Raw genomic sequence first — 24,400 nt, 5'->3', positions numbered from 1 at the left:
GATATTTTTAAAAGCAAAAAATGTCTGGTGTTTTTTTGAGTTTATACCGAATCTTGAAGTTGATTCGGTATATTTCGGTATAACGCTATCTTGTAAATTCTTTCCTCCTGTGGTAAAATCCTTCCCATGAAGATGGATCAAGCATATGTTGGGATGGGAGGAAATATCGGTGATTCTATCGCAATCCTCAATCAATCGTTAGAGGAGATGCGGGCGATCCATGAGATTACCAACCTACGCTGCTCAAATTTTTACAAAACTTCTCCGGTAGAGGCGATTCCTCAAGCTGACTATGTCAACGCAGTCTGCACGTTTCAGACCTCGCTTAAGCCAATTGAACTGCATAAACGCCTTGAGGAGATTGAAAGGAAAATGGGGAAGCTTCCCAAGCCTAAAAACCACCCTCGCGTGATTGATCTTGATCTTCTTCTTCACGGATTAGAGGTAGTTGATGAGAAGAACTTGAAAATTCCTCATCCTAAGTGGAATCAGCGCCTTTTTGTTTTAATTCCAATGAGGGAGCTGGTTAGCCGTCTCGCTGTTAAAAACAAAACAGGGGAGCTGATGACTGTGGATTTGGAAAAAATGATTCAACATTTCGACAATGTCAACAATGAACAACTGGAAATTTTAAGATGATGATGCGACGCGTGCCTATGAAAAATTTCACGATTGGCCAAGGGGAGCCAATGACTGTGATGTCTGGTCCTTGTGTGATCGAAAGCGAAGAACACTGTCTGAAAGCTGCCGAGGAGCTTAAAAAAATGTTCTCCGGCCGTCCGATCAACTTCATTTTTAAATCGAGCTATGACAAAGCAAACCGCTCTTCTATACACTCGTTTCGCGGACCTGGATTAGAGGAGGGCTTACGCATCTTAGAAAAAGTGAAAAAGGAATTAGATCTTCCTGTGGTGACCGATGTCCACTCGCCTGAACAAGCGACGGCAGCCGGAGAAGTTGTCGATATGATCCAGATTCCTGCGTTTTTATGCCGTCAAACCGATCTTTTGGTTGCAGCAGCTAAAACAGGAAAAGTGGTCAGTGTAAAGAAAGGACAGTTCCTTGCTCCCTGGGATATGCGCAATGTGATTGAAAAGATCAAAGAAAGCGGCAATGACCGTGTCATCGCTGTCGATAGGGGAACCTCTTTTGGCTACAACAATCTTGTCAGTGATTTCCGTGCGATTCCTATCATGCAGGAGTTGGGAGTGCCTGTGTGTTTTGATGCTACCCATTCGGTTCAGCTGCCTGGTGGAATGGGAGATAAGTCGGGAGGGCAAAGAGAATTTATTCCTTATTTGGCTAGGGCAGCAGTTGCCGTTGGAGCCGACTGTTTGTTTATGGAAGCGCATCCAGATCCTGATCAAGCGAAAAGCGACGCAGCTTCGGTTTTAAGGTTTGATGCGTTCCCAAAACTTTTGGACCTGTTGCAACGCCTTCGCGATGCAGTCGATGTTTTATGAAGTACCGAGTTCCCCATTTCCTACCTGTTTCTGCAAGCATTTTGTTGCTAGGTGGATGCTTTGGGATTCTTACGTTTACTACATTTTCAAAAAATACGGAAAGTTATGAGGAACTTCTTGGCCGCATCAGCCAATTCGAAGAAAGTCGGGAGTTGCAAGCAGAGCAGGGGAGGCTCGGGGTCAAAAAGGAAATTTGGGTCAATGAGGGCAAACACCGTTTGCAGGTGGCTTTGGAAGCCGATCGGGCAGATATTAAATATGCCAACTCGCTGCAAGGAAAAGAGATTATCGAGCAATTTTTTTGGGTCACCGCAACTCTTTTAGAAGATTCAACAGTTGATGGAGCTTCTACAAATCGTGCACTAAAAAGTGCGCGCGCAGAGGAGGCAGAGTATCATTACACTTCCCAGACTCTTGAGGCTGCTAATATTGAGATCGAGGATTTCTCCCCTGTTATTTTTTCCTTTTTATCTTCAGATCATCTTTCTTATCGACAAGGGATCATGATCTTATCGGGTCATGTAAAGATGCGGTTTCCAGACGGCATGGTGCTGAATTGCGGATACGCCCAATTTGACGAAAAGAGTAGACATGCCCATTTTTTTGAGGCTGTCACAGTCTCAAACTTAGATGGCTCGCGGTTGATAGCTGATCAAATGGTTCTTGTCATGGAGGAAGTACCCAGGGGGGGGGGCAGCATTGCGCAAGAGGTCTTGTCGCTCGAAGCAACTGGAAATGTGGTTTTGTCAAAAGATCGACAGTGGTCGCTTACAGCAGATGCTGCCAGATATGACAAGATGGGGAATTTAGTTGAGCTTTCTGTCAAAGAAGATCCGGATGCCTATCTGTTTTTCGCAGACTCGAGAGGAAAAATTCATGCGCGCCATGCAGTTTTTGACCTCCATTCCCAAGAGTGTTTATTGATGGGAGACGTTAAAATGGTCCACCGAGAGGGGCCGCTTGAACAATATGCCTTGGCAGACAGGGTTAAAATGATTAAAGGCGAGAAGGAAATCCGTTTTTTTTCCGATCAGGGGAAAAGAGTGCTTTTTTATGATAAAATCAACCGTCTGCAAATGAGTGCGCCGGAAATATCTGTTTTGAAGGACTCCCAGAAAAACAAAAACACAGTGACCGGAAAGGGTAAGGTGCGCTTTCATTTTAAAGATGAAGAGTATGACAGGCTGAGACAATATTTTTTAATAGAGAAAGTCAATGAGTGAGCAGCACGTATTAACAGTACAAAATCTTGTGAAAACTTATAGCGGCCGCAGAGTTGTCAACGATCTGTCCTTTTATGTGGATGCCGGTGAAATTGTCGGCCTTTTGGGGCCGAACGGAGCAGGTAAGACAACAGCATTTTACATGACTGTAGGGCTGATCCGTCCCGAAAAAGGAAAGGTCGTCTTTAAAGGCGAGGATGTGACGCGTGTGCCGATGCACAAGAGGGCGCGCATGGGAATGGGATATCTTGCGCAAGAACCTTCAGTTTTTCGCAGTCTTACGGTTGAGCAGAATGTGATGTGCATTTTAGAAAATCTCAGTTTAAAGAAAAGTGAGCGAAAGTTACGGCTGGAAGAGTTATTAGAGGAGCTTCATTTAACGCGGTTGGCGAAAAAAAAGGCGGCAGCGCTTTCGGGAGGCGAGAGAAGGCGCTTGGAAATTACGCGGGCTTTGGTCACGCGGCCAACATTTCTGCTTCTCGATGAGCCGTTTGCCAATATCGATCCCATTTCTGTCCAAGAGGTAAAAGAGCTCATCAGCCACCTATCTTCAAAAGGGATCAGTATTTTGATCACAGACCACAATGCACGGGAAATTTTCAGCGTTGTTGATCGCAGTTATCTTGTTGCGGACGGAAAAGTGATGGTTTCAGGCTCTGTCGAGCAATTGATTAGTAATGAAGAGGCAAAAAAAACATATCTTGGTGCAGATTTCAAGTTATGATGATTTTGGACTCGGTAGTCCTAAACAAGTAATGCCATCCTTTTGTTGTAATCACAAATGAAATACTGAATCATACCAATATGGTTGGCTAATTTTTTTGAAAATGACAGGGTTTTCCTAACCAGCCTCGAACATCTTTGCCTCAAGGTGTTGTTAAATCTTTCAATGTAACTCGTTTTTCCTGAATTTTTTCCGACTGCCTGGTGTTGCTTCCAAGGAAGGACTTCGTAGTACACAGAGAACTTATCAGAGTAAAAGAAGGTTTTTTTTTTAAATCCTCAGGAAGTTTTGCTAATAATGCTTCGGCAGCTCTCTTATCCCTTTTTCCTACATGCATTGCCAAAACCTGCCTGCTAGCCGAATGGAACGCCAACCAAAGCCATTGCTGATTTTTCTTATTTCCGACATAACTCCACTGTTCATCAAGCTCTATAATTGCCACTTCAAAATCCTTATAATCCTTGACCACAGTAGCGTTTAAATCGTCGGGCAACTCATAAATTATCTGTTGTATAAAGCTCAATAACCAGGGCATACTCACACTGAAAATTCTACAGATGCCTTCTAAAGAAACTCTTTCCAGAAGTGCTTGACGGACCTCACTTTTAGTTTGATCTGTAATAATTTTTTGTTGGGGGTCTAGAACAAATTGGCGGCCGCAAACAAGGCAACGATGATTTTGTTTTCCATTGTGGATATGTCCATTCTTTTTTACCGCGGTTGACTCGCATTTAGGGCACGATGGGTTCATTTCATTTCTCCAGCTGTTATGGCTGAATATGAAACTTTAAATTTCCATCAGTGTCAAACGAATTTTGATTTGAGCATTACATGTTTAGGACTACCTTGGACTCTCCTTTTGATTGGAGAGTCCGCGATTTATCTGGTGTGAATTTCTTGTCGATTAAAGAAAAACGCAATCTCTTTTTTTGCGTTTTCAAGAGAATCTGATCCATGCACGGCATTACTCTGAACGCTTTTTGCGAATCGATAGCGAATCGTTCCTGGTTTGGCGTTTTCAGGGTTGGTTTCGCCCATTAGCTGGCGGTTTTTGGCAACTGCATTTTCTCCCTCCAGTACCATCGCAACAACTGGGCCTGCATGCATAAAGTTTGTCAGTTGTTCGTAAAAAGGGCGGTCCTTGTGCACTTCATAAAATTCCATTGCATCGTTTTTTGACATCCGCACCATTTTGATTGCTGCAACCTGTAGGCCGTTTCCCTCGAAAATCTGAATGATTTCTCCGATATGATGGCCTTGGACGGCATCGGGTTTGATAATGGATAAAGTTTGCTCTACTTGAGCAAAAAGGGGAGCAAATAAGATGGCTGCTGTGAAGATCAATTTTTTTAACATGTATTAAGAGTCCTTGTTTAGAAAGTTATTGAATAATTGAGAGCCGCAATCGGAGATCTCGGACTCGGGATGAAACTGAACACCTTCAATAGGGTAATTCTTATGAGCCAAGCCCATGATTTCGCCCTCTTCTGTTTCGGCAGTGACTTCCAGACATGCAGGAAGCTGGGAGCGGTTCACGATTAAGGAATGGTAGCGAACGGCTTTGAATCCTTGAGGAAGATTGTTAAATGCTCTGTCATTATTGTGATAGATCCGGCTGGTTTTTCCGTGCATGGGTCCAAAAGACGATTGCACAACTTTTCCGCCAAACATTTCGGCAATTAGCTGCATCCCTAAGCAAATTCCAAAAATGGGAACTTTTCCCATATATTCCCTGATCAGGGAAGAAGAGATCCCGCTCTCTTTAGGAGTGCCCGGCCCTGGCCCTATTAGCAGAAAATCGGGATCGATTTCCAGGCACTCCTCAATGGTTAATTTGTTGTTTCTCCTGACTTGAACGTCGACTCCTTGCAGCCCAATTGCATGTGCAATGTTATAGGTAAAAGAGTCGAAGTTGTCGATCAGGAGCAACATCTCAATTTATCGCGTTCTTGCACAAATCTCTTCAGGAGAGAAGAAGAAGTTGATTTCCGTTTTTGCCGTTTCTGGACTGTCGGAGCCGTGAACGACGTTTTCATCGATCGTTGTCGCAAATTCTGCGCGGATTGTTCCTGGGTTAGCTTCTGCAGGATTGGTAGCTCCCATGATTTCGCGGTTTTTCAAAATAGCATCGTCTCCTTCCAATACCATGACCATGACAGGGCCGGAAGTCATAAAAGCCACCAAGTCATTGAAGAAGGGACGTTCTTTGTGAACAGCATAAAACCCTTGAGCCTGCTCTTGAGTCAAATGAAGCATTTTAGCGGCGACAATCTTCAGTCCTCCTTTTTCCAGTTTAGAGATCACCTCTCCAACCACGTTTTTGCCGATGCCGTCCGGTTTGATAATCGAAAGCGTTCTTTCAGTAGCCATTTGAATATTCTCTCCTTAATGGTTTAAATCGTTTCAGATCAAGAAATTAAAGAATAAATTCTAGACGATTCGCCGATTTATCGCAACATTGCGAAATTTAGAGGGATCGTGTATTTTAGATCTCTTTCTAAAACCTGACTTAACCCCGATAGTGATTGATGAAACTCCCTTTATCCTGGATTCTTGAAGTGATTGATTTGAATTTGCCGTCCCATAAGATCGCAAATATGCTGACGATGGCCGGACTGGAAGTCGATGGATGTACTCCGTTGCCGCTTGCTTTTGAAAACGTTGTAGTCGGCGAGGTCCTGCGTACGGAAAGACACCCTGATGCGGAAAAACTTTGCATAGCGACGGTTTTCGATGGCGAAGAGCAGTTTCAGGTTGTTTGTGGAGCTCCCAATTGCCGTCCCGGATTGAAAACCGCATTTGCGAAAATCGGCTCGGTGTTGAGAGATGAAGAGGGAAAAGCCTTTAAAATAAAAAAAACAAAGTTGAGAGGCGTGGAATCGTATGGCATGTTATGTTCCGAGGACGAACTTGGGATCGGAGATCATGGCAGCGGGATTATGGAGTTTGCCGACAGAATTCAGGTCGGGGCGGATATTTCTGAGATTTATGGAGATACAGTTTTAGAAATTTCCCTGACGCCTAACTTAGGACATTGCGCAAGTGTGCTTGGTGTCGTAAGAGAATTAGCAGCAATGACGGGCAAGCAGTATCGACTCCCTGCGATAAAGATCGAGGAAAATGAAGAAGAAGCTTTCGAGGCAGTTTCTGTTGAGGTTGCTTGCTTTGAAAAATGTCCCCGCTATGCCTGCCGCGTCATCAAAGGGGTAAAAGTCGGGCCGTCGCCTGATTGGCTGCAGAAAAAGCTGCTAGCGTGCGACCAAAGACCTGTCAACAACGTTGTCGATGCAACGAATTATGTGTTGATGGAGATGGGACACCCTTTGCACGCTTTTGATTACGACCTGTTGGAAGAGAGGCGCATTGTTGTCCGGACAGCTCAGGAAGGAGAAGCTTTTGTCTCTTTGGATGAAAAGAGGCGTGTCCTGACAAGTGATGATCTTTTGATTTGCGACGGAAAAAAACCGGTGGCAATTGCTGGCGTTATGGGGGGCTTGAATTCTGAAGTTCATGAGGGCACAGTCAATATCCTTTTAGAATCGGCTTATTTTGAGGCTGCAGGTATTCGCAGAACAAGCAAGAGGCTGGCGCTGCAGACGGAGGCATCGCGCAGGTTTGAAAGGGAAGCAGACCCTAACCAGGTGTTAGCGGCACTTGATCGAGCGGCTGTGCTGATTAAGGAAATTTCCGGTGGAGAAATTTGCCGTGGCGTGGTTGATGTCAAACAGAAGGATTTTTCGCCGAAAGAGGTCAAATGCCGATTGTCCCGTGTTAATGCGGTACTTGGAACACAGCTTGGAATGAGTGAAGTCAATGACCTTTTCACGCGCTTGGAATTTGGTGTTAAATGGGACGGAAAGGATACTTTCACTTTGACGATTCCGACCTATCGGGCAGATATCAATAGTGAAGTGGATCTGATCGAGGAGGTGGCAAGGATTTATGGATTTGACAATATTCCAAAACCTTCTTCCTATTTCACAAGTTCGGATATGCCCCACGCACCCATTTTTGTGTTTGAGAGAGAGATTCGCAGAAGATTGATGGCTGAGGGGCTTCAGGAGCTTTTGACTTGCGATCTCATCGGGCCGAAATTGCAGGAAGCGGTTAATGGGCCGATCATGCCTCCGGAAAATATTGTAAAGGTGCTCAACCCAGTATCTGTTGAGCAATCCATTTTGCGCACTTCCCTTTTGCCAGGGCTTTTGCAGGTGGCTAAGCACAACTACGATCATGAATGCCGCAATTTGAGTGGTTTTGAAATCGGCAGAATCCATTTTAAAGAAGAGGGCCGGTTCAAGGAACAATCGATGGCGGGAGTTTTGCTGATGGGAAACCGCCATCCGGATCACTGGGAAAGGAAAAAGGATGGAGCGGATTTTTTTGATCTCAAAGGAATTGTGGAATCGCTTCTCTTGGAAACCGGAGTATTGGATTACCAATTCCGCAGCGGAAATCTCCATTTTTTCCACCCTGGAAGGCAGGGAAGTCTCTGTATCGGAGAGCAGGAAGTGGGAATTCTAGGAGAGATCCATCCAACCATTTTGAGGCGGATGGATTTATCGAATAAGGTTTACTATGCAGAGATTGATCTTCATTTGCTTTATCAGATGCGGCAAAGCCGTAGGCTGATGGAGCCGATGCCGGTTTATCCGGCATCGGATCGAGATTTAACGGTCACAGTGGAAGAAAATGTTGCAATTCAGGAAATTTTGGAGGTGATTTCATCGGTGAAGTCGCGTTTATTGGAAAATGTTTCGTTGATCGATATCTATCGTGGAGAGAAGGTTGGTGAAAGTAAGAAAAATGTCACGTTGAGATTTATTTATAGAAATGTGAAGAAAACGGTTTCTCAAGAAGCTGTCGACGCAGAACATGCGCGGATCACATCACAAATTGAGGCACGTATTAGGAGGTATTGATATGCATAAGGTGGTTTTAATGGGGTTGTCGGTTGGGATGGCGGTAGCGCTTTCTGGCTGTTCCAAACGTTCGTGCGGAGACGTTTGCAAGCCTGAAAAGGAGGCTTTGAGCCAAACATATATTCACAAATATGGAATGGAGGTTCCACAAAGGGAGTGGAAGGATCGTGGCCAGAACGGCAGAGTGGTTTCTACGTTGAAATCGGGTGTTGTGGTGACGAAAAATTACAAAGATGGCTTTCTGGATGGTGAGACGACTTACACATTCCCTCATAGTGGTGCAATTCAGAAAACGGAAATGTATAGCCAAGGGCGGTTAGTTCAAGCAACGGAAAATGATTCCACAGGTATAAAGGTGAAGCAGGTCGATTACGACACTCCGACACATAAGAAGGTGTCTGTTTGGTATGAAAACAGCGCTCCTCATTATAATGAGGAATATGAAGGGAACAAATTGATCGAAGGGGAATATTTTACTCCTTACCAGCAATTGGAAGCGAGAGTGGATCAAGGAAGCGGGCGGCGCGTTAATAGAGACCAGTATGGTGTCATGGAGTCCGAAGATAAGATTCAGCATGGCGAGCTGGTATTGCGCACTTTTTTCTATCCAAATGGAGCGCCGAAAGAGGTGATTCCCTATCAAAACGGCATTGTCAGTGGAGAAAGAAAAACGTTTCTGCCTGGCGGGGAGCCTCAAACAGTCGAATCTTGGAATCATGATCACCGAGAGGGGGTCACAGTTGTCTATCAAAATGGCGAAAAGATTGCGGAAGTGCCTTATTTGAACGGTCAAAAAAATGGAGTGGAGCAGAGGTATCGCGATGGCCAGTTTCTTGTCGAAGAGATCACTTGGAAAAATGGTCAGAAGCATGGTCCTTGCTACCGCACTATCGGTGAAACGACAATTGTGGAGTACTACATGTATGGAAGAAAAGTTCCCCGTGTAGAGTACGACAGGCAGATGAACCATTTGATCAGATAAACAACTGAAGCTATCCTCTAAGAGGATAGCTTCTCAAGCTGGATTCCAGTTTTCACTGAGAAGTTCTCCAAACTCATTGCTGGAATCATCGATGGCATAGCGTTTTTCCATAACAACGTGTCTGTTTGCGTCGTAGAGGACAACCCCATCGAAGAAATCTCCTAGGGATTTGTAATGGATTTTGTGTTGGGAGATTAAGATGCCGTGGATTGAATAGGTCTTGCATGCGATGCATTTTCCCTTGTGAAAGGAGTATTCTTCGATCAGGACTGCTCGATCGTCTTGATTGCGAATCAAATGACGGGAGGCGTCTTGCTCTTTTCTCCAGGCGGCTTGATTTAGTGTTTTCAACATCCGGAAATCAAATAAGATGGAGTCATAGATCATTTTGACGAATTTATTTCCTTGGTATTGTTCAATCGAAATCCACTTGCGATAGGGATCGGAAAGTATCCGGTAGCTTGTTTCAGCCGATTCAGGCACTTTTTGGATTCCATAAGGAATTCCCCCTTTCCATTTGTAGTCTAAGTAGTTAGCAGTCATCACGGTGTCCTTGTTGGCATGAAAATAGCATCTTTCCTACAACAAAGTTTATTCGGAGGTACATTTCATGGAAAGGATGAATTTAGAAAAAAAGCTTTCTGAATTGGAGCGCATCTATGAACAATTGACAGAGGAATACAAAGAAATTGACCAGGTGCTAAGAGCAATAGGTTTTCCTTATGGCATGGTGTCCCTAAAAGATGTTGCAAGGGAACTGATAAAAGAGGCTTCCTGACTGCCGCCCGATTTTGAAGTTTATCGAATCTTAAAGAAAAATCCCTATTGTTCTATTTAATAAATTGAATTTACTAAAAATCATTAAATGATTACAAAAAATACTATAGATAATTTAACTTCCTTCATAATGGATCCTAGTAATAACGCTCGGGAACCATTAACTCAAGGGATCGCATGGACCACGACAATCATTTTAGGTTTTGGGACTATTGGAATTATACAAGGTTTGAGCGCTCTTTGGAGAAAACTAAGACACATTGATCAAAATGACACGCACGAGAAAATCAGTCGATTATTTCAAAAAATATTTTCAAGAAATAGTGCAAATGAAACCTTTGAGCGCACGCCTAACACCCACACAGCAACTACATTGGGATCTGAATCTTTGAGGAGCGCTTCTGAGCCTCGTTTGATTCATGAGCCTGTGGAAATGATGCACATACAGAAGATAGACCCCGAATTTACTGAAGTTAAATCGATTATTGAGCAAAGGGAAGCTCACAAAAACGCCAAAAAATACATGCAGCAAGAAGCGGAAAGGATAGGAGCAGAAGTTTTCTTTGTTTTGCCTGGGAAGCTTTCGTCTTGTCCAAAGGTTGATGATGTAGAAATTAAACATTTAGATGCAAAGGTATTTACTTGGCAAAACACAAACGGCGTTCAAGGTGATATTCAAGCAGATGGCAAAAACTCTGATCATGTTGTGCTCTATGGAGTTGCAAGCCAATTCAATTCCTGTGAAGCAGTGAGCCGCTTTACACCAGAACCCGGCACTGCTGTTGAGACTTATCGAACAGATCCTACTCAGGGGCCTGGTGCTCAGCTACAATTTCCTGATGAACAAGTAGAGATTATTAACCATGCAGCAAATCTAGGATTTAACGGGTTGTGTGAAGTTCTTGATGATTCAACTAAAAATGCTGTAAAACACGGGTATCTTACCCCTAAAACAGAAAAATCAGCGAGTATTGTGATTGAACAACTGAAAGCAAACGGGCATAAGATGGAGTTTCCTTGCATTGGAAACATTCCTAAAGGAGCTAACACAGAAAAAGTCTATGAGATATTGGTTGCAGCTCCCGCATTTGGAATATACAGCCTTGGTAAAATTACAGATCAGAAAAAGAAAAAGATAGAATTTCTTTGTGCTTTACAGAGCTATAGGGCCCAATTTCAGCAGGCTCTTAAATTAGCGGCATTGCATCCTCAAAAGCAATTAATTTTTAAGCCGACAGCCCCGGGATTGGGAGTTTTTGGTAACAGGGTGGATAATGTTGCCAAAGCATTTTATGTTGCAGCAAAAGAGTATGAAAGTCGGTTAATAGATAAAAAAATTCAAGTACGTCTTCAAGTATTTCAGAGTCGAGGAAGTGCTAGAATGATGGCAAATACTCTTAGACTCACTCAATGGATAGAGGGAGTTTGATTGCCTTCGGTTTTAGGGGGTCAAACTTTCCCTGTGTTTTACGAAATATTTATTTGATCTTAATCTGTCGTTAATATTTTTGTGATTAACTTGCAGGCAGTTCATTTGAACATCATGGATTGTCATAAAATCCTGAAGATCTAGCCAGAGTGTTAGATCCTCTGGATTGATTGATAATCAGAAAAGCATTCTATTCCCGTAAAACTTCCCTCAGGAGCGGCAAGTATTGCTGAGCTTGAGGGAGTTTTTTTTACCATTCTTATGGCATCTTTTTTGCATACTAAATGAAAACATTTAGGAGGTGTGCAATGGATGAGCAAGAGATGAGAAGAAAAATCGCTTATCTTGAATTCGTCAATGATCAATTAATTTCAGAAATGGAAGAGGTTGATGAAATGATGCGTTTTATTGGATTTGCCGATGGCCTTGATACGGTCAAGGAAACCGCTTGGCATCTCTATGATAACAACGACTTATATCAATCGTGATTTTTCAAGAATTTGAATTTTGACAAAGAGTTGCCTTGAGAGCTTGAAGTGGCTATAATGAGTCCTTTTTCAACACGGATATTTTAAAAATATCTAGAGATAAGGACTCTAATGGGACAAAAACTAAAAATGTGGGATACCTGCTCCTCTTGGGATGAAGCGGAGAAAGAGTGGGAAGCGGGTTCGGCAAAACTCGAAAAAAATTATCCTATCAAAAAATTGACCAAACTTCCTCAAATGCCCGGCATCACCTCGGAGACAGCCAAACATCTTAAGTGGAAAAGCTTAAAATGGATTTTGACTAAGGATCATAAGAAAGAGGTGCGGAAAGGCTTTTTGAAACGTCCTTTGAAATATGGAGTGGGGTATTTGAAGTCTATCGTTCGTAAAGACTCATTTATTCGCGATCAAGACTTTTTCCTCTATGGAATACAGTCTGTGAAAGCTTTTGAAGAGCTTTTACGGAAAGAAGATTCTCTTTTGGTTTTGGGATTTTCCTATTGTCATAAACCTTTTGAATGTCCATCGGGAAGATTTACAGATAGCTGTATACATGATCCCGAGCATCCGACCTGCAGGCAATGCTTTATTGGCAAAGCGATCAATGCAGCTCCGGAAAAAAACGTGATTCCTCTATCAATTCCCACTGTGCACTATATTGGGGGAAAAGTTTTTGAGATTGTGCATCAACATCCCGAAAAACGTGTATTATTTATCATCACCGCTTGCGAGATGACTCTGAAGATGTTTGGAGATTTAGGAAATATGGTCGGCATTCAAGGAATTGGGGTGAGGCTGGATGGCCGGGTTTGCAATACAATGCGTGCGTTTGAACTCTCTGAAAATGGAATCAAACCTGGTTTAACCGTTGTCACTGACGAAACACAAAAAAGAATCCTGGATCTACTGAAAATTTTGCGGGCATCCAGCAACCCATCCAAATAAAAGAGTGAGAATTTCGTTGACCTTGACAAAATAAATCGAAAAAATATAAAGATTATTTTATAAGGAAAGCAAATTCCAGGGAGGGAATTTATATGAACGTTCTTAGTCTAGTTATCTCTTTAATTAGTGGAGCTATTGGGGGAAATATTGCCGGTTCTTCTCTGTCTCAAAAAAACTTAGGTCCTATTGTCAATACAATCGCAGGACTTATTGGTGGTGGAGCCGGAGATTTTCTCTTGAAAGCTTTTGGAGTCATTACAGCCGCTACAGCTGTAGGAAATGGAGCTGCAACTGGAAACGAACTAGATATCAGTCAAATTTTAGCTAGTATTGGAGCTGGAGGTGTCAGTGGGGGCGTTTTAACTGCTATCATCACTTTTTTAAAGGGCGCAGTTAAAAAATAGACAATTAGTGGTCTGAGGGTATGTCGCCACTTTGAGCCTTGGAGCACGAGCAGCTAACTTTCTCATAAAAATGCTTTCGGCGAAAGGGCTTGTGAGGGTTTTGTTGATGATAAGGCCTTACATGATCAGCATTCTGGCATGACTTTTGGCAACATCCCATGTAAGTTTTGATACATTCGGAGCAGCTGATAAAAAGCGTGTTGCAGTCCATGTTTGCGCAATTGTAGTAGTGATCAGAAAGTTTGGAACAAAATTGGCAATGGGAGATAGGAGGGGTTTCCTCGTCCCCAACGGGAACAGTTAGTCGATCGTCGAAGACGAAAAGCTTTCCTTGCCAATGCTTGTTGCCCACTTTATGGCCATAATTGATCACGCCGCCTTCAAGCTGGTACACCTTGTCATATCCTTTCTCTTTAAGGATGGAGGAGTAAAGCTCGCAACGAATCCCTCCTGTGCAGTACATCATCACAGGAGGTTTCTCACTCCCGTGCCGCCGATCTAGCTCGTCGGCATATTTTTCAAATTCTCGAAAGTCTTTGCAGGGAGGAAGCTCTGCCCCTTCGAAATGTCCGATTTTTGATTCGTAGTCATTGCGTACATCGATCAGGCAAAATTCCTCATCACTTTCAAGCATCTCTTTCCAAATTTCTGGAGAGATGTGTTCGCCTCTTTTGGAAAAGTCGATCGATTGGTCGCATGCAACCAAATTTTTCCTGTATTTTACAGTTTGCCTAGGGAAAACCTGCTCATGCCATTCGTCGATTTTAATAGAGGCATCCTTAAGAAGGGGATTTTCTTGCAGCCAGGAAATGTAGTCCTCTGCGTCTTGAATCGAAGCGCACATCTGAGCATTGATCCCTTGTTCAGAGATATAGATCCGGGAAGTGATCTCTCTTCCCTTAAAAAAAATCTTGTGGCGTAAAACTTCATTATGGGGATTTTCCAAAGGAACAATATGATAAAAAGCTAATACGCGGTATGGATTCATGCTTAAGAATTATAAGGTTTAGATTCCTTTTTTTTCAACCCATTCCGACCATGTCATATCGAATGAAGGGACTTCTCTACAGTAGTCGTAAAACATATCGATAAAGTCAGCTCTTTTCTTAATGTGACTTTTTTTCCATCTGTCGTTTGCCGCATCGGAGATTCTGTGCAAATTGATGCCGCCTAAATCGTGTTGTCTGCGAATAATTGTTTGCAAAGAGTCTTTTGACGCATGAAGCATCATGTCTTGCATAGCAAGAAATGTTGTTGTCCTCCCTTTCCCGGCTGAGCAGTGGAAGTGCAGCCATGTATCAGGAGGAATGCTTTTAATCCAGTGGACAAAAGCATCGACATGTTTGTCTTTGGGACGTCTGTGATCTGTAATCGAAAACCGGCAGTATTGCAATCTTTGAAGTTCGACGATATCTTGCTCTGTTCGTGCGGTTTTTACAAGATATGGAACTGGAAACATCGAGTTGTGATAAACGATGGTTACTAAATGCTTCCTCAAATTTTCTACAAAGGAATCCTCCTGATGCAGCACTTCCGCTGTATTCTTTTCGGTATCGCCCCAATTATGTTCATGATACCAGCTGACGGCATTGCCGTTGAGAAATCCGTGCGGTTCTTGGCGCAAGTCTACAATCATAATGTTTGAAGCTGGAATTTGAGAAATCATCCGTTGAAGCTCTTTTTCGCTGAACTGGCCGCTTCCTGAGCTGTTAAAAGGAGTTGTGTGGAAATTTCTTGGGAGTTCATAGCGGTTTTTGCTATTGAGGATCAGAAGGTAGGAGTATTTTTTGGCAAAAGGCGGATAGATAAGTCCAAGGAAAATTAAAATTAACAAAATGGTTAAAAGCAGCCACTTAGACATGGAAAAAAACTCTCTTAATATGCAAGAATGATAACAAATTACACAGATGTTTTAAAGGGAGATGTAGTTATGTCCGGTCAAATCGCACATTTTAATGATGATAATTTTGATAGTGAAATCACAGAAGGCTTAACGCTTGTAGATTTTTATGCTGATTGGTGTGGGCCATGCCGCATGATGGAGCCGATTATTGAGGAATTGGCTGCAGAGTTTTCAGGCACAGCAAAAATTGGCAAACTTGATATTGAAGCTTCTCAAAAGACGACATCTGTGTACAATGTGACTTCTATTCCTACTATGATCCTCTTTAAAGACGGAAATGAAGTGAAGAGAATCGTTGGTGTCAAAGACAAAGACTCTCTCAAAGAGATGATTTCGGCAGAGATGTCTATTTAGTCGCCCTTGAAAAAGTTGAATTGATTCTGTCGGTACGCTTCATAGACGGCGATGCCGACAGAAGTCGCTAAATTTAAGCATCTTTTCCCTTCAATCATTGGGAGGGAGATAAACTTCTCTGGCCATTTTTCCACAAACGTTTTGGGCAGTCCGTGTGTTTCTGAGCCAAAAACCAGCCAGTCGTCAGTTGTGAAAGAAATTTTGCTATAGGGTCGCTTTGCATGGCTGGAGAAAAAATAGAAAGGCGTTTGCTGAGATTCTAATACTTCTTCTAAATTTTCCAATACTTGCATGTTCACACCTTCCCAATAATCTAGCCCGGCTCTTTTTAACCAACGGTCTGTGATTTGAAAGCCTAAGGGGGCGACCAGATAGAGGTCGCTCCCTGTGACAGAACATGTACGGACGATATTTCCGGTATTCTGTGGAATTTGAGGTTGATATAAGACGACTTTTACCATTAGGGGAGTTGATCGTCATCCTCTTCTTGAAGCATGGCATCGTCATCTTCAGGAGTGTCTGCTTTTACAATTTCGATATCAAAGATTAAAAGTGAATTTGGCGGCAACGGGCCTTGTGTGCCGTACCCAAGATCTGGGTGGACGTAAAGGCGGCGTTTCTCTCCCTCTTTCATGCCGACAATTCCTTGTTTGAATCCAGGGATCGTTTGCTGTAAAGAAAGGGTGACAGGTTCGCCGGCTTGCTCTGTTGAGCCGAAAACTTGTCCGTCGAGGAATTTACCGGTGTAATGAATGCTTGGAGAGCTATCCTCTTTGACTGTTTCACCGGAACCTTCTTTGAGGATTTCATATTGCAGTTTCCCAGGCTCAATTTCTATCACGTTGTTTTTGAGCTTGTTTCCTGCTAAAAAATCAGTGGCTTTTCGCAAGTTTTCATCAGATAGGGCGAGGTACGCTTTTGCCTGATAAACTTGCAGAAGTTGTTCATATTCCTTGTCTGACATTGGAGCAGGTTTGCCTGCGGCGCCATCTCGAATTCCCGAGATCACCATTTCGATATCGAAGCTAAAACCTGGGTTGTCAAGATTTCGTCCAATAAAATGACCAAAAGCTTTTGAGAGCTTTTTGAGCTCTTCGGGATCGTTTTTCTCTGCGTCAACAAATTGCATTGACGGCTGTGTGCTGTTTTCTTGAGCTGCAAGCGGACTTATGCAAAGCAAAAATAGGATGATGCTCGTTTTTCGAAAATCCATGAATCTGTAACCTCCATTCTTGGGATTTTAGTAGTGTTGTCTAGAATATCATTGATATCGGAAAAATCGTACAAAATTCTATTCCATAAGCAGGTTATTTCAAAGCCACCACGCTCTACGTCGAAATGATAAATTTAACAAGTTTCAGAAATTTAGACCGATTCTTGAAGTCGGTTCGGTATATACCGAATCAACTTCAAGAATCGGTTTTTGACGTCATCGTTAGCCTTTGATTTTGAGACCCGCTTGCATCACTCAACCTATTCAGGTTGAGTTGCTTCAGCGCCGTCTTCGCCTGACTCAAATTCAAGGCAACTCTTTGTCAAAATTCCAATTCTTGAAGTTGATTCGGTATAAACAGCCATATTAGGCAGTATCATCTGTAACAGAAAGATGAAGGTCTCTGAGCTGATCCTCCGCCACAGGGCTGGGGCACTGGTTCATCAAATCACTTGCTTTTTGCGTTTTTGGAAAAGCGATCACTTCACGAATATTGTCCGTTTGCGCCATCAGCATGATGAGGCGGTCCAATCCAAGTGCAATGCCTAGATGCGGAGGAGTTCCATATTTCAGCGCTTCCAGGAAGAATCCAAATTTCTCGTTTTGCTCTTCCGGAGTGATTTGAAGCAGATCGAAAATTTTCTTTTGCAAACTCTGGTCATGAATACGTTGCGATCCTCCTCCAATCTCGTAGCCGTTTAAGACAAGGTCGTAACCATAGGAGCGCACATGCAGCGGGTCGGAATCTAACAGATGCATGTCTTCAACATGAGGAGAGGTGAATGGATGATGGAGACTTTCCAGCCGCCCTGTTTCAGCATCTTTTCCAAATAGAGGGAAGTCGGTGACCCAAAGAAAATCAAGGTGATCATCGGCGGCAAGTTTTCTATCCTGAGCAATTTTTCTTCTAAGATGGTCAAGTCCTTGGTTAACAAGCTCAACGGAATCACCGATCATAAAAATAAGGTCTCCTTCGTCAACTTGAAGCCGCTCGATTAGCTCCTTTTGAAGCTCGGGAGAAAAGAATTTGACGATGTTGGAAGCTAAGGCGCCTTCTTGCATTTTCATCCAAGCAAGACCTTTGATTCCCAATCTGCCGACAAAATTTGTGTACTGTTCGATTTCCCGTCGAGAAATTTCCGCTCCGCCTTTGACGCAGATCGCCTTGATGGTTCCTCCGTTATCTAGCTGGTTTTTGAAGACGGAAAATTCGGAACGTTTTGCTATGTCGTTGATTGTCGACAACTCCATTCCAAAACGGGTATCAGGCCTGTCTGTGCCAAACCTGTCCATGCAATCCTTGTACGGCAGTCTACGGAAAGGGATCTTGATTTCAAGGCCTAGACAATCTTTGAAGATTTTTTTTACCATTTCTTCGATAATATTCAAAAGATCCTCAGGAGTGCCGAAACTCATTTCGATATCGATCTGTGTGAATTCAGGTTGGCGATCAGCTCTTAAGTCTTCGTCGCGGAAGCAGGGAGCGATTTGGAAATAGCGATCCATGCCTGCAACCATGAGAAGCTGCTTAAATAGCTGAGGAGATTGCGGCAAGGCGTAAAAAGTCCCTGGATGGATGCGTGACGGGACGAGATAGTCTCTTGCTCCTTCCGGCGTTGATTTCCCCAAAATTGGAGTGGAAATTTCAATAAACTCCTGACAATTTAAGACATTTCGCACCGTTTGCATGACTTTGTGTCGTAAAACAAGATGATCTTTGATTTTACCTCTTCGGATATCCAAATAGCGGTATTTCAGTCGAATCTCTTCATTGGCTTCGATAAAATCATCGCAAATAGAAAATGGCGGCGTGTTAGCTTTAGAGAGGACTTCCATCTCATGGATGTCCACTTCAATCTCTCCGGTTTCCAGCCTGGGATTAGCCATCCCTTCTGCACGGGGAATGACAGTTCCCTTAACGGAAATTACCCACTCCGATCGTAATTTTTCAGCATTGGAAAAAAGCTCCGGCCGCGTTTCCGGATTGAAAACAAGCTGCGTGATTCCGAATCGGTCGCGAAGATCAATGAATATCAAACCTCCGTGATCGCGTCTTCTATGCACCCATCCCGAAAGGGTGACACTCCTTTCTACATCGCTTTTTCTTAAAGTTCCACAGTTGTGTGTGCGTCGATAATCAAACATAAATCTATCTCGTTATTGCTATTTATACCGATCATTAGAGGAAAGATTCCATTTTTTCCATCGCGTCTTGAAGCTCCTTAGTCAGCTTTTTTGTATGATCGATTGATGATTTTATTTTATCGTGAAAAAATTTCGCTTCTAAAGGCTCTTTAAAAGGGGTGTTAAAATCGGCCCACATCCGGATGAGATCTTCTCCTGCGGATTCAATTCGCAAAATGCGGGAAAGGTGGTAGAGTGGCGCAGAAATCGCTTCCCCTGTTTCCATATTTTTGAGTTCGACGGTTTCTGTTTCCAGTTCTTGATCTCCGACGACAGCAACAAATTTTGCACCGATTTGGTTCGCATATCCCATCACTTTTCCGAGTTTGCGTCCTGTAAAATCCATTTGCGCATCGATAGAGTTTTCCCGTAAAAAGTGCAGCACTTTAAAGCATGCACGCTTGGCTTTTTCTCCTAAAGGGATGAGGAAAAAGGTCGGTCGATAAGCGGAAGGAACAGGCGCTTCTTGCTTCAATAACGTTTGAATGATCCGCTCGATACCTGTGCCAAATCCAAGAGCCGGCTGATCCGGCCCTCCTAATTCTTTAATAAGCGAGTCGTAGCGTCCGCCGCCTCCGATGCTGTTTTGAGCACCTAGCTCTTCGGCTGCAACTTCGAACACTGTTCTGTTGTAATAATCCAGCCCCCTAACAAGATGGGGATTGATGGCGAAAGGAATCTCTAAAAAGGTTAGATATTCCTGAACACGCTCAAAATGGGTTTTCACCTCGTGACTTAAAAAATCTAAGATCGAGGGAGCCTTTTCGATAAATTCCTGATCCTGAGGACTTTTAGAGTCGAGGATTCGCAAGGGGTTTTTATCCAGGCGCTGCCGGCTTTCCTCAGAAAGATGTTTTTTGTGTTGTGAAAAATATTCTTTTAAAGCGTGGCGAAAATGGAGGCGGCACTCTTTGTCGCCGAGCGAATTGATCATCACTTTTAAGTTTTGCAAGCCTAGCTTGCGGTATGTGGTGTACAAAAGATCGATCACTTCAGCGTCTTGTTCCGGAGCTTGTGTTCCGATCACTTCGGCTCCAAATTGGTGGTGCTGTCTGTATCGCCCAGCCTGCGCCCGTTCATAGCGGAACATTGGGCCAATGTAAAAAAATTTATGAATTGGCACCTGATGAGAAAGGTTGTTTTCAATATAGCTGCGAATGACAGGTGCAGTTCCTTCCGGACGCAAACAAAGCGATCTGCCTCCTCTGTCATTGAACATATACATCTCTTTTGAAACAATATCGGAGGTTTCCCCGACCCCTCTTTGGAAGAGCTCTGTTTTTTCGAGGATAGGAGTGCGTATTTCCTGGAATCCGTATTGCGCGGCCGTTTCCCTGATCACTTTCTCAACATAAATCCACAAATGGGATTCTTTCCATGGAGTTTTAGGATCTATAGGCAGGATGTCGAACACACCCGGCGGAGCTTTGATATTCATATGTGTTGATCAACTAAATTATGTTGCTTGAAAGTATACCAATCCCGTGGAAAATAGGCTAGCCTGACTTCACAAATTCTTCTATCAGATGGTCGAATTCGCTGAGAAAATAATCTTTTTCCCCTGGATCGCTGATCCAGGAATTTTCAAGAATGTTGATGAGGACGCCTCTATCTCTTTCGTCAAGCGGTTCGGTTGCATAAAGGCTTTTCGGAGAGAAAAGTAAAAACTGTAGTCGGTTCAATGTGTGGGTGCGCACCTTCTCTTGGAATTGAATGAGAGAATTTGTGTCTGGAAGGTTTTCCAGCGTCAGGGTTTGAGCGGCTTGTTCGGACACATGCTCCAATTCGTGGAGAGACTCCGCCCTGTCGATTTTTTCAAAAATTTCCTCAATTTCCTCTTGTGTAAGTCGTTGAGTGGGTTGATCATCAAGCGCAGCTTGCGCAAAAGAGGAAAGCTGGGCCTGATCCACATACTTGACGAACTCCTCTAAAGGCATATCGGTATGCTCTTGATAAAGTTTAGCAAGTTTTTGAATAATTTTTTGTTGATAGTGGAGGCTCGTTTTTAGGTATTCAGACAAAAGCTCTGAAAAAGAGGGTTCAAATTCAGGAAGAAGTGCGTTGTTCTGCTGGTTAAGCAGTTCGAGCATTTTCCTGCTGATTGCGTTTAATGCATGCTTTCTTTCTTGGTGGGATGCCTTTAGTTGCAAATATAACGGATGTTGCAAGTCAGTGTCATCAGAAGCTGTTTTCTCTGCAATGAGGAGAGAGTCTTCTATAGGACTTAGCGAGAGGAAATCAGGTTCTTGCTCCATCTCGCTTGAAGTTGGGAAAAATGTCGATAATTCGGTTCTTGGCGATGGAAGAAAGGCGATTTCTCTCCTTTCTTCATTGATAAGCAAGTGGCTGCTGGCAACAAATCCTTTTGGATTGAATTTCACATAGGCGACCAAGAACTTGCTGTTTGGAGCGAACGTGTTTAGAGCTTTTTGCGCTTCTACTGCCATTTGCAGCCCCTCGGATGTATAGAGAACGATGTTGGGAAAATTTGAAATTTCGTCCATTTCATCTTGGATAATCGCAACATCGCTTGGGCTGCTTGAGTTTTTGTATAGCTGAATGGCTTTTCGTAAAAGTTCTTCACCAAAAGGGTAGTAGCGTGGCGCGTTATAGATGTAATTTTCTGCGCCAGGGCGGATAAACCCAAGTGTTTTGGGAGGAGAAAACCCCCAATGGTTTTTGTGTCCTGCCAATGAATTGAGCGACATCAATCCCCCCTCTTTAATGAGGTGATGAATATCTTCGCCGTTGCTGCCTTCTAAGGGATCGGGATTGGCTAATAATCTATTTAATGCTTTCAAATCAGAAATTTTTCGCATTTCCATAGTGGAGGAGTCGACGACAAGCGTTTTTTTGTGTACAAGCCACTGCATGAGATTGGGAGCTGGCTGGGCAATCACGATGAATTGATCCAGGCTGCGGCTTGTATATACTCTTAAACGGTAGGGGTATTTGGTAAACTGCCCTTCGCTGTCGATTTGCGCTTGGGTATGCAAGTTGGGAGAAAGAACTTGAGCAAGGTTGTTGCGGATGAAATTAGGATCAGACCAGTTTTGTTTGTTTGGCGTGATGTGGTTGAGTTTGGCATGAGTCATCGCCATCGCGATATCTGCGATTCCCGCTGCGATCTTTTTCTCTTCCTGGCTATTTTTGCCGCTGGCCCGGAAATAAACTCCGCTGCAGATTACTGCGCCTAAAGCGATGATTGCAAGAAGGAGTCCTGCAAGCATTTTCCAAGAGTCAGCAAAGCTTTCTCTGCCTGGCGAGTAAATGTTGTTTGCTTCCAGGCGATCTTCTGACCACTGTTCTGATTCATCGTCAAAGTCCCTGAGATAGTATTTCTTGGAAGAAAGCGATTCGGCCTCTTCTTCTTCCTCTTCTGCTTTTTGGTCTTCAATCGCTGGCAAAGACGGCGGAGGGGCTGTTTCAAGAGACGGCTTTGAAAGCTCTTCAACTTCCTTTAAAAGTTTGTCAATTTCATCAGGGACGTCTTCCTGTTTTTCCACCGTTTGAGTCGTAGGCGCGTCGTCTTCAATGAATTCAAATTTAATTTTATTTTCACCAATCTCGATTTGATCGTAGTTTTTTAGTGGTTTTTTTCCAAAAGGCAGACCGTTCAGAGAGGTAAATGGGTCGTTGGCTGCATTGATAACGACAAAGCGCTCATTTTGTTCTTCGATGACGACATGCCTTGCGCAAATGCCTGGAATATCCATCGGAAGGTCGACATGATCCGCGTTGGAATGGCCAATGACAATCACTTCTTTATCTAAAGTGATCACTTTGGATTCCTGATCAGGATTAAGTGTCAACTTGATCATGATGTTTTATCTAAAGCCTCGTATATGCGCAAGTTTTCTTGTATCGGGAATCTTCTAGCATATCTCAATTAAAGTGTGAAGCATAAAGTCGATCTAAAAGGCTGGAGATAAAATAATATTTTTAACTTGCAGAAAAGTCTTGAATGAAATTTATTAAGCAGGTTAAAATATTCACTGGTACCCGGGAAAAAGAAGGGGATTGATGTTTTGAATTCTATTTTGAGTCTATTTAAGCCTGCACCTTACATTGACGAAATTAAAGATCCAGAAGTTGTGAAAACGAAGTACAACTACTGGCGCATTCGCATTATCTACTCAATGTTCATCGGCTATGCTCTTTATTATTTTACCCGAAAAAGCTTCACGTTTGCTATGCCCGGGCTTATCGAAGATCTTGGGTATGACAAAAGCCAACTAGGTTTGCTTGCCAGCATTTTGTCGATCACATATGGGGTGAGCAAATTTGCTTCCGGTATTTTGTCGGATCGCTCAAATCCCAGGTACTTTATGGCTTTCGGTCTTTTTATGACGGGGGTGTTCAATATTTGTTTCGGGCTCTCTTCCTCGCTTTTGATGTTTGCCGTTTTTTGGGGATTGAATGGTTGGTTCCAAGGGTTTGGGTGGCCTCCTTGCGCGCGGTTTTTAACGCATTGGTACTCGCAGTCGGAAAGGGGAGTTTGGTGGTCTTCCTGGAATGTTTCGCACAATGTCGGGGCGTTTCTGATCCCTTGGGTTGTCGGAGCTTGCCTTTATTTTGGCTGGCGTTATGCAATGTTTCTTCCGGGAGTTCTTTGTATATTCGGAAGTTTCTTCCTGTTGGATCGATTAAGGGATACTCCACAGTCGTTGGGACTTCCTTCTATAGAAAAATTTCGCAATGACTATCCTCCGAATGCAAAGAAAGATGGGGCGGAGGAGAACTTATCGACTAAGGAAATTTTAGTCGACTACATTTTTAAAAATAAATACATCTGGCTTTTGGCCGCCGCCTATTTTTTCGTTTATGCTGTCCGCACAGCAGTCAATGACTGGACTGCCCTGTATCTTTTGGAAACCAAAGGGTATAGCCGCATCGGAGCAAATGGCTGTGTTTCCATGTTCGAAGTGGGAGGTTTCTTCGGCAGTTTGTTTGCCGGTTGGTCTTCAGACCGTCTTTTCGCTGCAAGAAGAGGACCTGTCAACGTCTTGTTCACACTGGGGATGCTTTTGTCTTTGAGTTTTTTTTGGGTGATTCCCGAAGGCTTTCCATTGCTTGATTCAATGGCGATGTTTTTTGTAGGCTTTTCGATTTTTGGCCCTCAAATGCTGATCGGCGTTGCTGCTGCGGAATTATCCCATAAGAAAGCTGCTGCGACTTCAACCGGATTTATCGGCTGCTTTGCATATATGGGGGCAGCTGTTGCTGGCTATCCTTTTGGAAAATTGACGCAAGAGCATGGCTGGGAAGGATTTTTTATCGGAATGGTTGTTTGCGCCTTGATGGCAGCTCTTTTGCTGCTTCCTTTATGGGGAGTCTTCAAATATGAAGTTTCTGTTGAGCCTGAGCCTGCAACAGCTTAGAGGGTCTT

25 protein-coding genes are annotated in these 24,400 nt (G+C 43.3%); 13 read left to right on the top strand and 12 right to left on the bottom strand.

The annotated features are described in order from the left end of the window. Nucleotides 1–126 precede the first annotated feature (126 nt). Genes folK through lptB form a run of 4 tightly spaced genes read left to right on the top strand, consistent with a single transcriptional unit; the run spans nucleotide 127 to nucleotide 3,410 of the window. Nucleotides 127–639, top strand: coding sequence for a 2-amino-4-hydroxy-6-hydroxymethyldihydropteridine diphosphokinase (gene folK / locus WCW_RS07470; RefSeq protein WP_013182607.1), 513 nt, complete (start codon nucleotides 127–129; stop codon nucleotides 637–639). A 2-nt stretch (nucleotides 640–641) separates the two neighbouring features. Further along, complete coding sequence (gene kdsA, locus WCW_RS07465) at nucleotides 642–1,463, top strand: 3-deoxy-8-phosphooctulonate synthase (RefSeq protein WP_079891192.1); 822 nt, start codon at nucleotides 642–644, stop codon at nucleotides 1,461–1,463. Then, the gene (locus WCW_RS07460; protein WP_013182605.1) at nucleotides 1,460–2,686 is read left to right on the top strand and encodes a hypothetical protein; all 1,227 of its coding nucleotides are present in this window, start codon (nucleotides 1,460–1,462) and stop codon (nucleotides 2,684–2,686) included. The genes kdsA and WCW_RS07460 overlap by 4 nt, the downstream gene beginning before the upstream one ends. Further along, a complete protein-coding gene (gene lptB / locus WCW_RS07455; RefSeq protein ID WP_013182604.1) occupies nucleotides 2,679–3,410 on the top strand; it encodes an LPS export ABC transporter ATP-binding protein in 732 nt (243 codons plus the stop codon). Before WCW_RS07460 ends, lptB begins: the two co-directional genes overlap by 8 nt. Nucleotides 3,411–3,430: 20 nt before the next feature. Here lptB and WCW_RS07450 read toward each other — a convergent pair. The 4 genes from WCW_RS07450 to ndk (WCW_RS07435) form a co-directional block, all read right to left on the bottom strand. Continuing rightward, nucleotides 3,431–4,161 (bottom strand): IS1 family transposase gene (locus tag WCW_RS07450; protein ID WP_227738806.1). Its coding sequence is split into 2 segments (ribosomal slippage): nucleotides 3,431–3,672 and nucleotides 3,672–4,161, totalling 732 coding nucleotides; the frame shifts between segments, so codons are not numbered across the junction. Between the two features lie 128 nt (nucleotides 4,162–4,289). Next, nucleotides 4,290–4,766 (bottom strand): nucleoside-diphosphate kinase, encoded by a 477-nt coding sequence (gene ndk / locus WCW_RS07445; protein WP_013182602.1) that lies wholly within the window; start codon nucleotides 4,764–4,766, stop codon nucleotides 4,290–4,292. Nucleotides 4,767–4,769: 3 nt separating this feature from the next. Then, nucleotides 4,770–5,342 (bottom strand): anthranilate synthase component II, encoded by a 573-nt coding sequence (locus tag WCW_RS07440; RefSeq protein ID WP_013182601.1) that lies wholly within the window; start codon nucleotides 5,340–5,342, stop codon nucleotides 4,770–4,772. A gap of 6 nt (nucleotides 5,343–5,348) precedes the next feature. Next, entirely contained in the window at nucleotides 5,349–5,780 is a 432-nt protein-coding gene (gene ndk, locus WCW_RS07435; protein ID WP_013182600.1) for a nucleoside-diphosphate kinase, read from the bottom strand. Between the two features lie 158 nt (nucleotides 5,781–5,938). Here ndk (WCW_RS07435) and pheT point away from each other — a divergent pair, with 158 nt between their 5' ends. Next, a complete protein-coding gene (gene pheT, locus WCW_RS07430) occupies nucleotides 5,939–8,332 on the top strand; it encodes a phenylalanine--tRNA ligase subunit beta (protein WP_013182599.1) in 2,394 nt (797 codons plus the stop codon). Between the two features lies 1 nt (nucleotide 8,333). After that, the gene (locus WCW_RS07425) at nucleotides 8,334–9,314 is read left to right on the top strand and encodes a toxin-antitoxin system YwqK family antitoxin (RefSeq protein ID WP_013182598.1); all 981 of its coding nucleotides are present in this window, start codon (nucleotides 8,334–8,336) and stop codon (nucleotides 9,312–9,314) included. Between the two features lie 33 nt (nucleotides 9,315–9,347). Here WCW_RS07425 and WCW_RS07420 read toward each other — a convergent pair whose 3' ends face one another. Then, nucleotides 9,348–9,857, bottom strand: a complete 510-nt coding sequence (locus WCW_RS07420) for a hypothetical protein (RefSeq protein WP_013182597.1) — start codon at nucleotides 9,855–9,857, stop codon at nucleotides 9,348–9,350. A gap of 67 nt (nucleotides 9,858–9,924) precedes the next feature. Here WCW_RS07420 and WCW_RS10290 point away from each other — a divergent pair, with 67 nt between their 5' ends. From WCW_RS10290 to WCW_RS07400, 5 genes are all read left to right on the top strand, one after another. Further along, a complete protein-coding gene (locus WCW_RS10290) occupies nucleotides 9,925–10,092 on the top strand; it encodes a hypothetical protein (RefSeq protein WP_013182596.1) in 168 nt (55 codons plus the stop codon). A gap of 87 nt (nucleotides 10,093–10,179) precedes the next feature. Next, on the top strand, nucleotides 10,180–11,520 hold the full coding sequence (locus WCW_RS07415) for a hypothetical protein (RefSeq protein WP_013182595.1): 1,341 nt from the start codon (nucleotides 10,180–10,182) through the stop codon (nucleotides 11,518–11,520). Nucleotides 11,521–11,828: 308 nt separating this feature from the next. Further along, nucleotides 11,829–12,008 carry a hypothetical protein gene (locus WCW_RS07410; RefSeq protein WP_143876369.1) on the top strand — a complete coding sequence of 60 codons (180 nt, stop codon included), beginning with the start codon at nucleotides 11,829–11,831 and terminating at the stop codon, nucleotides 12,006–12,008. Nucleotides 12,009–12,119: 111 nt separating this feature from the next. Beyond that, nucleotides 12,120–12,953, top strand: coding sequence for a hypothetical protein (locus WCW_RS07405; RefSeq protein ID WP_013182592.1), 834 nt, complete (start codon nucleotides 12,120–12,122; stop codon nucleotides 12,951–12,953). A gap of 92 nt (nucleotides 12,954–13,045) precedes the next feature. Next, nucleotides 13,046–13,357, top strand: coding sequence for a hypothetical protein (locus tag WCW_RS07400; protein ID WP_013182591.1), 312 nt, complete (start codon nucleotides 13,046–13,048; stop codon nucleotides 13,355–13,357). A gap of 4 nt (nucleotides 13,358–13,361) precedes the next feature. On the opposite strand, the gene trhO is transcribed toward WCW_RS07400, so the two are convergent. Both trhO and WCW_RS07390 read right to left on the bottom strand, forming a co-directional pair. Then, the gene (trhO, locus tag WCW_RS07395; protein ID WP_013182590.1) at nucleotides 13,362–14,345 is read right to left on the bottom strand and encodes an oxygen-dependent tRNA uridine(34) hydroxylase TrhO; all 984 of its coding nucleotides are present in this window, start codon (nucleotides 14,343–14,345) and stop codon (nucleotides 13,362–13,364) included. A gap of 18 nt (nucleotides 14,346–14,363) precedes the next feature. Continuing rightward, nucleotides 14,364–15,218 (bottom strand): phosphatase domain-containing putative toxin, encoded by an 855-nt coding sequence (locus WCW_RS07390; RefSeq protein WP_013182589.1) that lies wholly within the window; start codon nucleotides 15,216–15,218, stop codon nucleotides 14,364–14,366. Between the two features lie 69 nt (nucleotides 15,219–15,287). Here WCW_RS07390 and trxA point away from each other — a divergent pair, with 69 nt between their 5' ends. Beyond that, on the top strand, nucleotides 15,288–15,614 hold the full coding sequence (gene trxA / locus WCW_RS07385) for a thioredoxin (RefSeq protein ID WP_013182588.1): 327 nt from the start codon (nucleotides 15,288–15,290) through the stop codon (nucleotides 15,612–15,614). Here the strand turns inward: trxA and WCW_RS07380 are convergent. From WCW_RS07380 to WCW_RS07360, 5 genes are all read right to left on the bottom strand, one after another. Continuing rightward, on the bottom strand, nucleotides 15,611–16,075 hold the full coding sequence (locus WCW_RS07380; RefSeq protein ID WP_013182587.1) for a tRNA (cytidine(34)-2'-O)-methyltransferase: 465 nt from the start codon (nucleotides 16,073–16,075) through the stop codon (nucleotides 15,611–15,613). The genes trxA and WCW_RS07380 overlap by 4 nt on opposite strands. Next, a complete protein-coding gene (locus tag WCW_RS07375) occupies nucleotides 16,075–16,827 on the bottom strand; it encodes an FKBP-type peptidyl-prolyl cis-trans isomerase (protein ID WP_013182586.1) in 753 nt (250 codons plus the stop codon). Before WCW_RS07375 ends, WCW_RS07380 begins: the two co-directional genes overlap by 1 nt. A gap of 366 nt (nucleotides 16,828–17,193) precedes the next feature. Beyond that, nucleotides 17,194–18,972, bottom strand: coding sequence for an aspartate--tRNA ligase (gene aspS, locus WCW_RS07370; RefSeq protein ID WP_013182584.1), 1,779 nt, complete (start codon nucleotides 18,970–18,972; stop codon nucleotides 17,194–17,196). 34 nt (nucleotides 18,973–19,006) lie between these two features. Further along, nucleotides 19,007–20,449: a histidine--tRNA ligase gene (hisS, locus tag WCW_RS07365; RefSeq protein ID WP_013182583.1), complete on the bottom strand. Its 1,443-nt coding sequence runs from the start codon at nucleotides 20,447–20,449 to the stop codon at nucleotides 19,007–19,009. Nucleotides 20,450–20,507: 58 nt separating this feature from the next. Continuing rightward, nucleotides 20,508–22,832, bottom strand: coding sequence for an FHA domain-containing protein (locus tag WCW_RS07360; protein ID WP_013182582.1), 2,325 nt, complete (start codon nucleotides 22,830–22,832; stop codon nucleotides 20,508–20,510). A 207-nt stretch (nucleotides 22,833–23,039) separates the two neighbouring features. Here WCW_RS07360 and uhpC point away from each other — a divergent pair, with 207 nt between their 5' ends. Next, nucleotides 23,040–24,392 carry an MFS transporter family glucose-6-phosphate receptor UhpC gene (gene uhpC, locus WCW_RS07355; RefSeq protein ID WP_013182581.1) on the top strand — a complete coding sequence of 451 codons (1,353 nt, stop codon included), beginning with the start codon at nucleotides 23,040–23,042 and terminating at the stop codon, nucleotides 24,390–24,392. Nucleotides 24,393–24,400: the final 8 nt, after the last annotated feature.

It is taken from the genome of Waddlia chondrophila WSU 86-1044 (assembly GCF_000092785.1).
Lineage (GTDB): Bacteria > Chlamydiota > Chlamydiia > Chlamydiales > Waddliaceae > Waddlia > Waddlia chondrophila.
The sequence above is the reverse complement of the archived record's forward strand: the minus strand, read 5'-3'. Positions and strand labels throughout refer to the sequence as shown.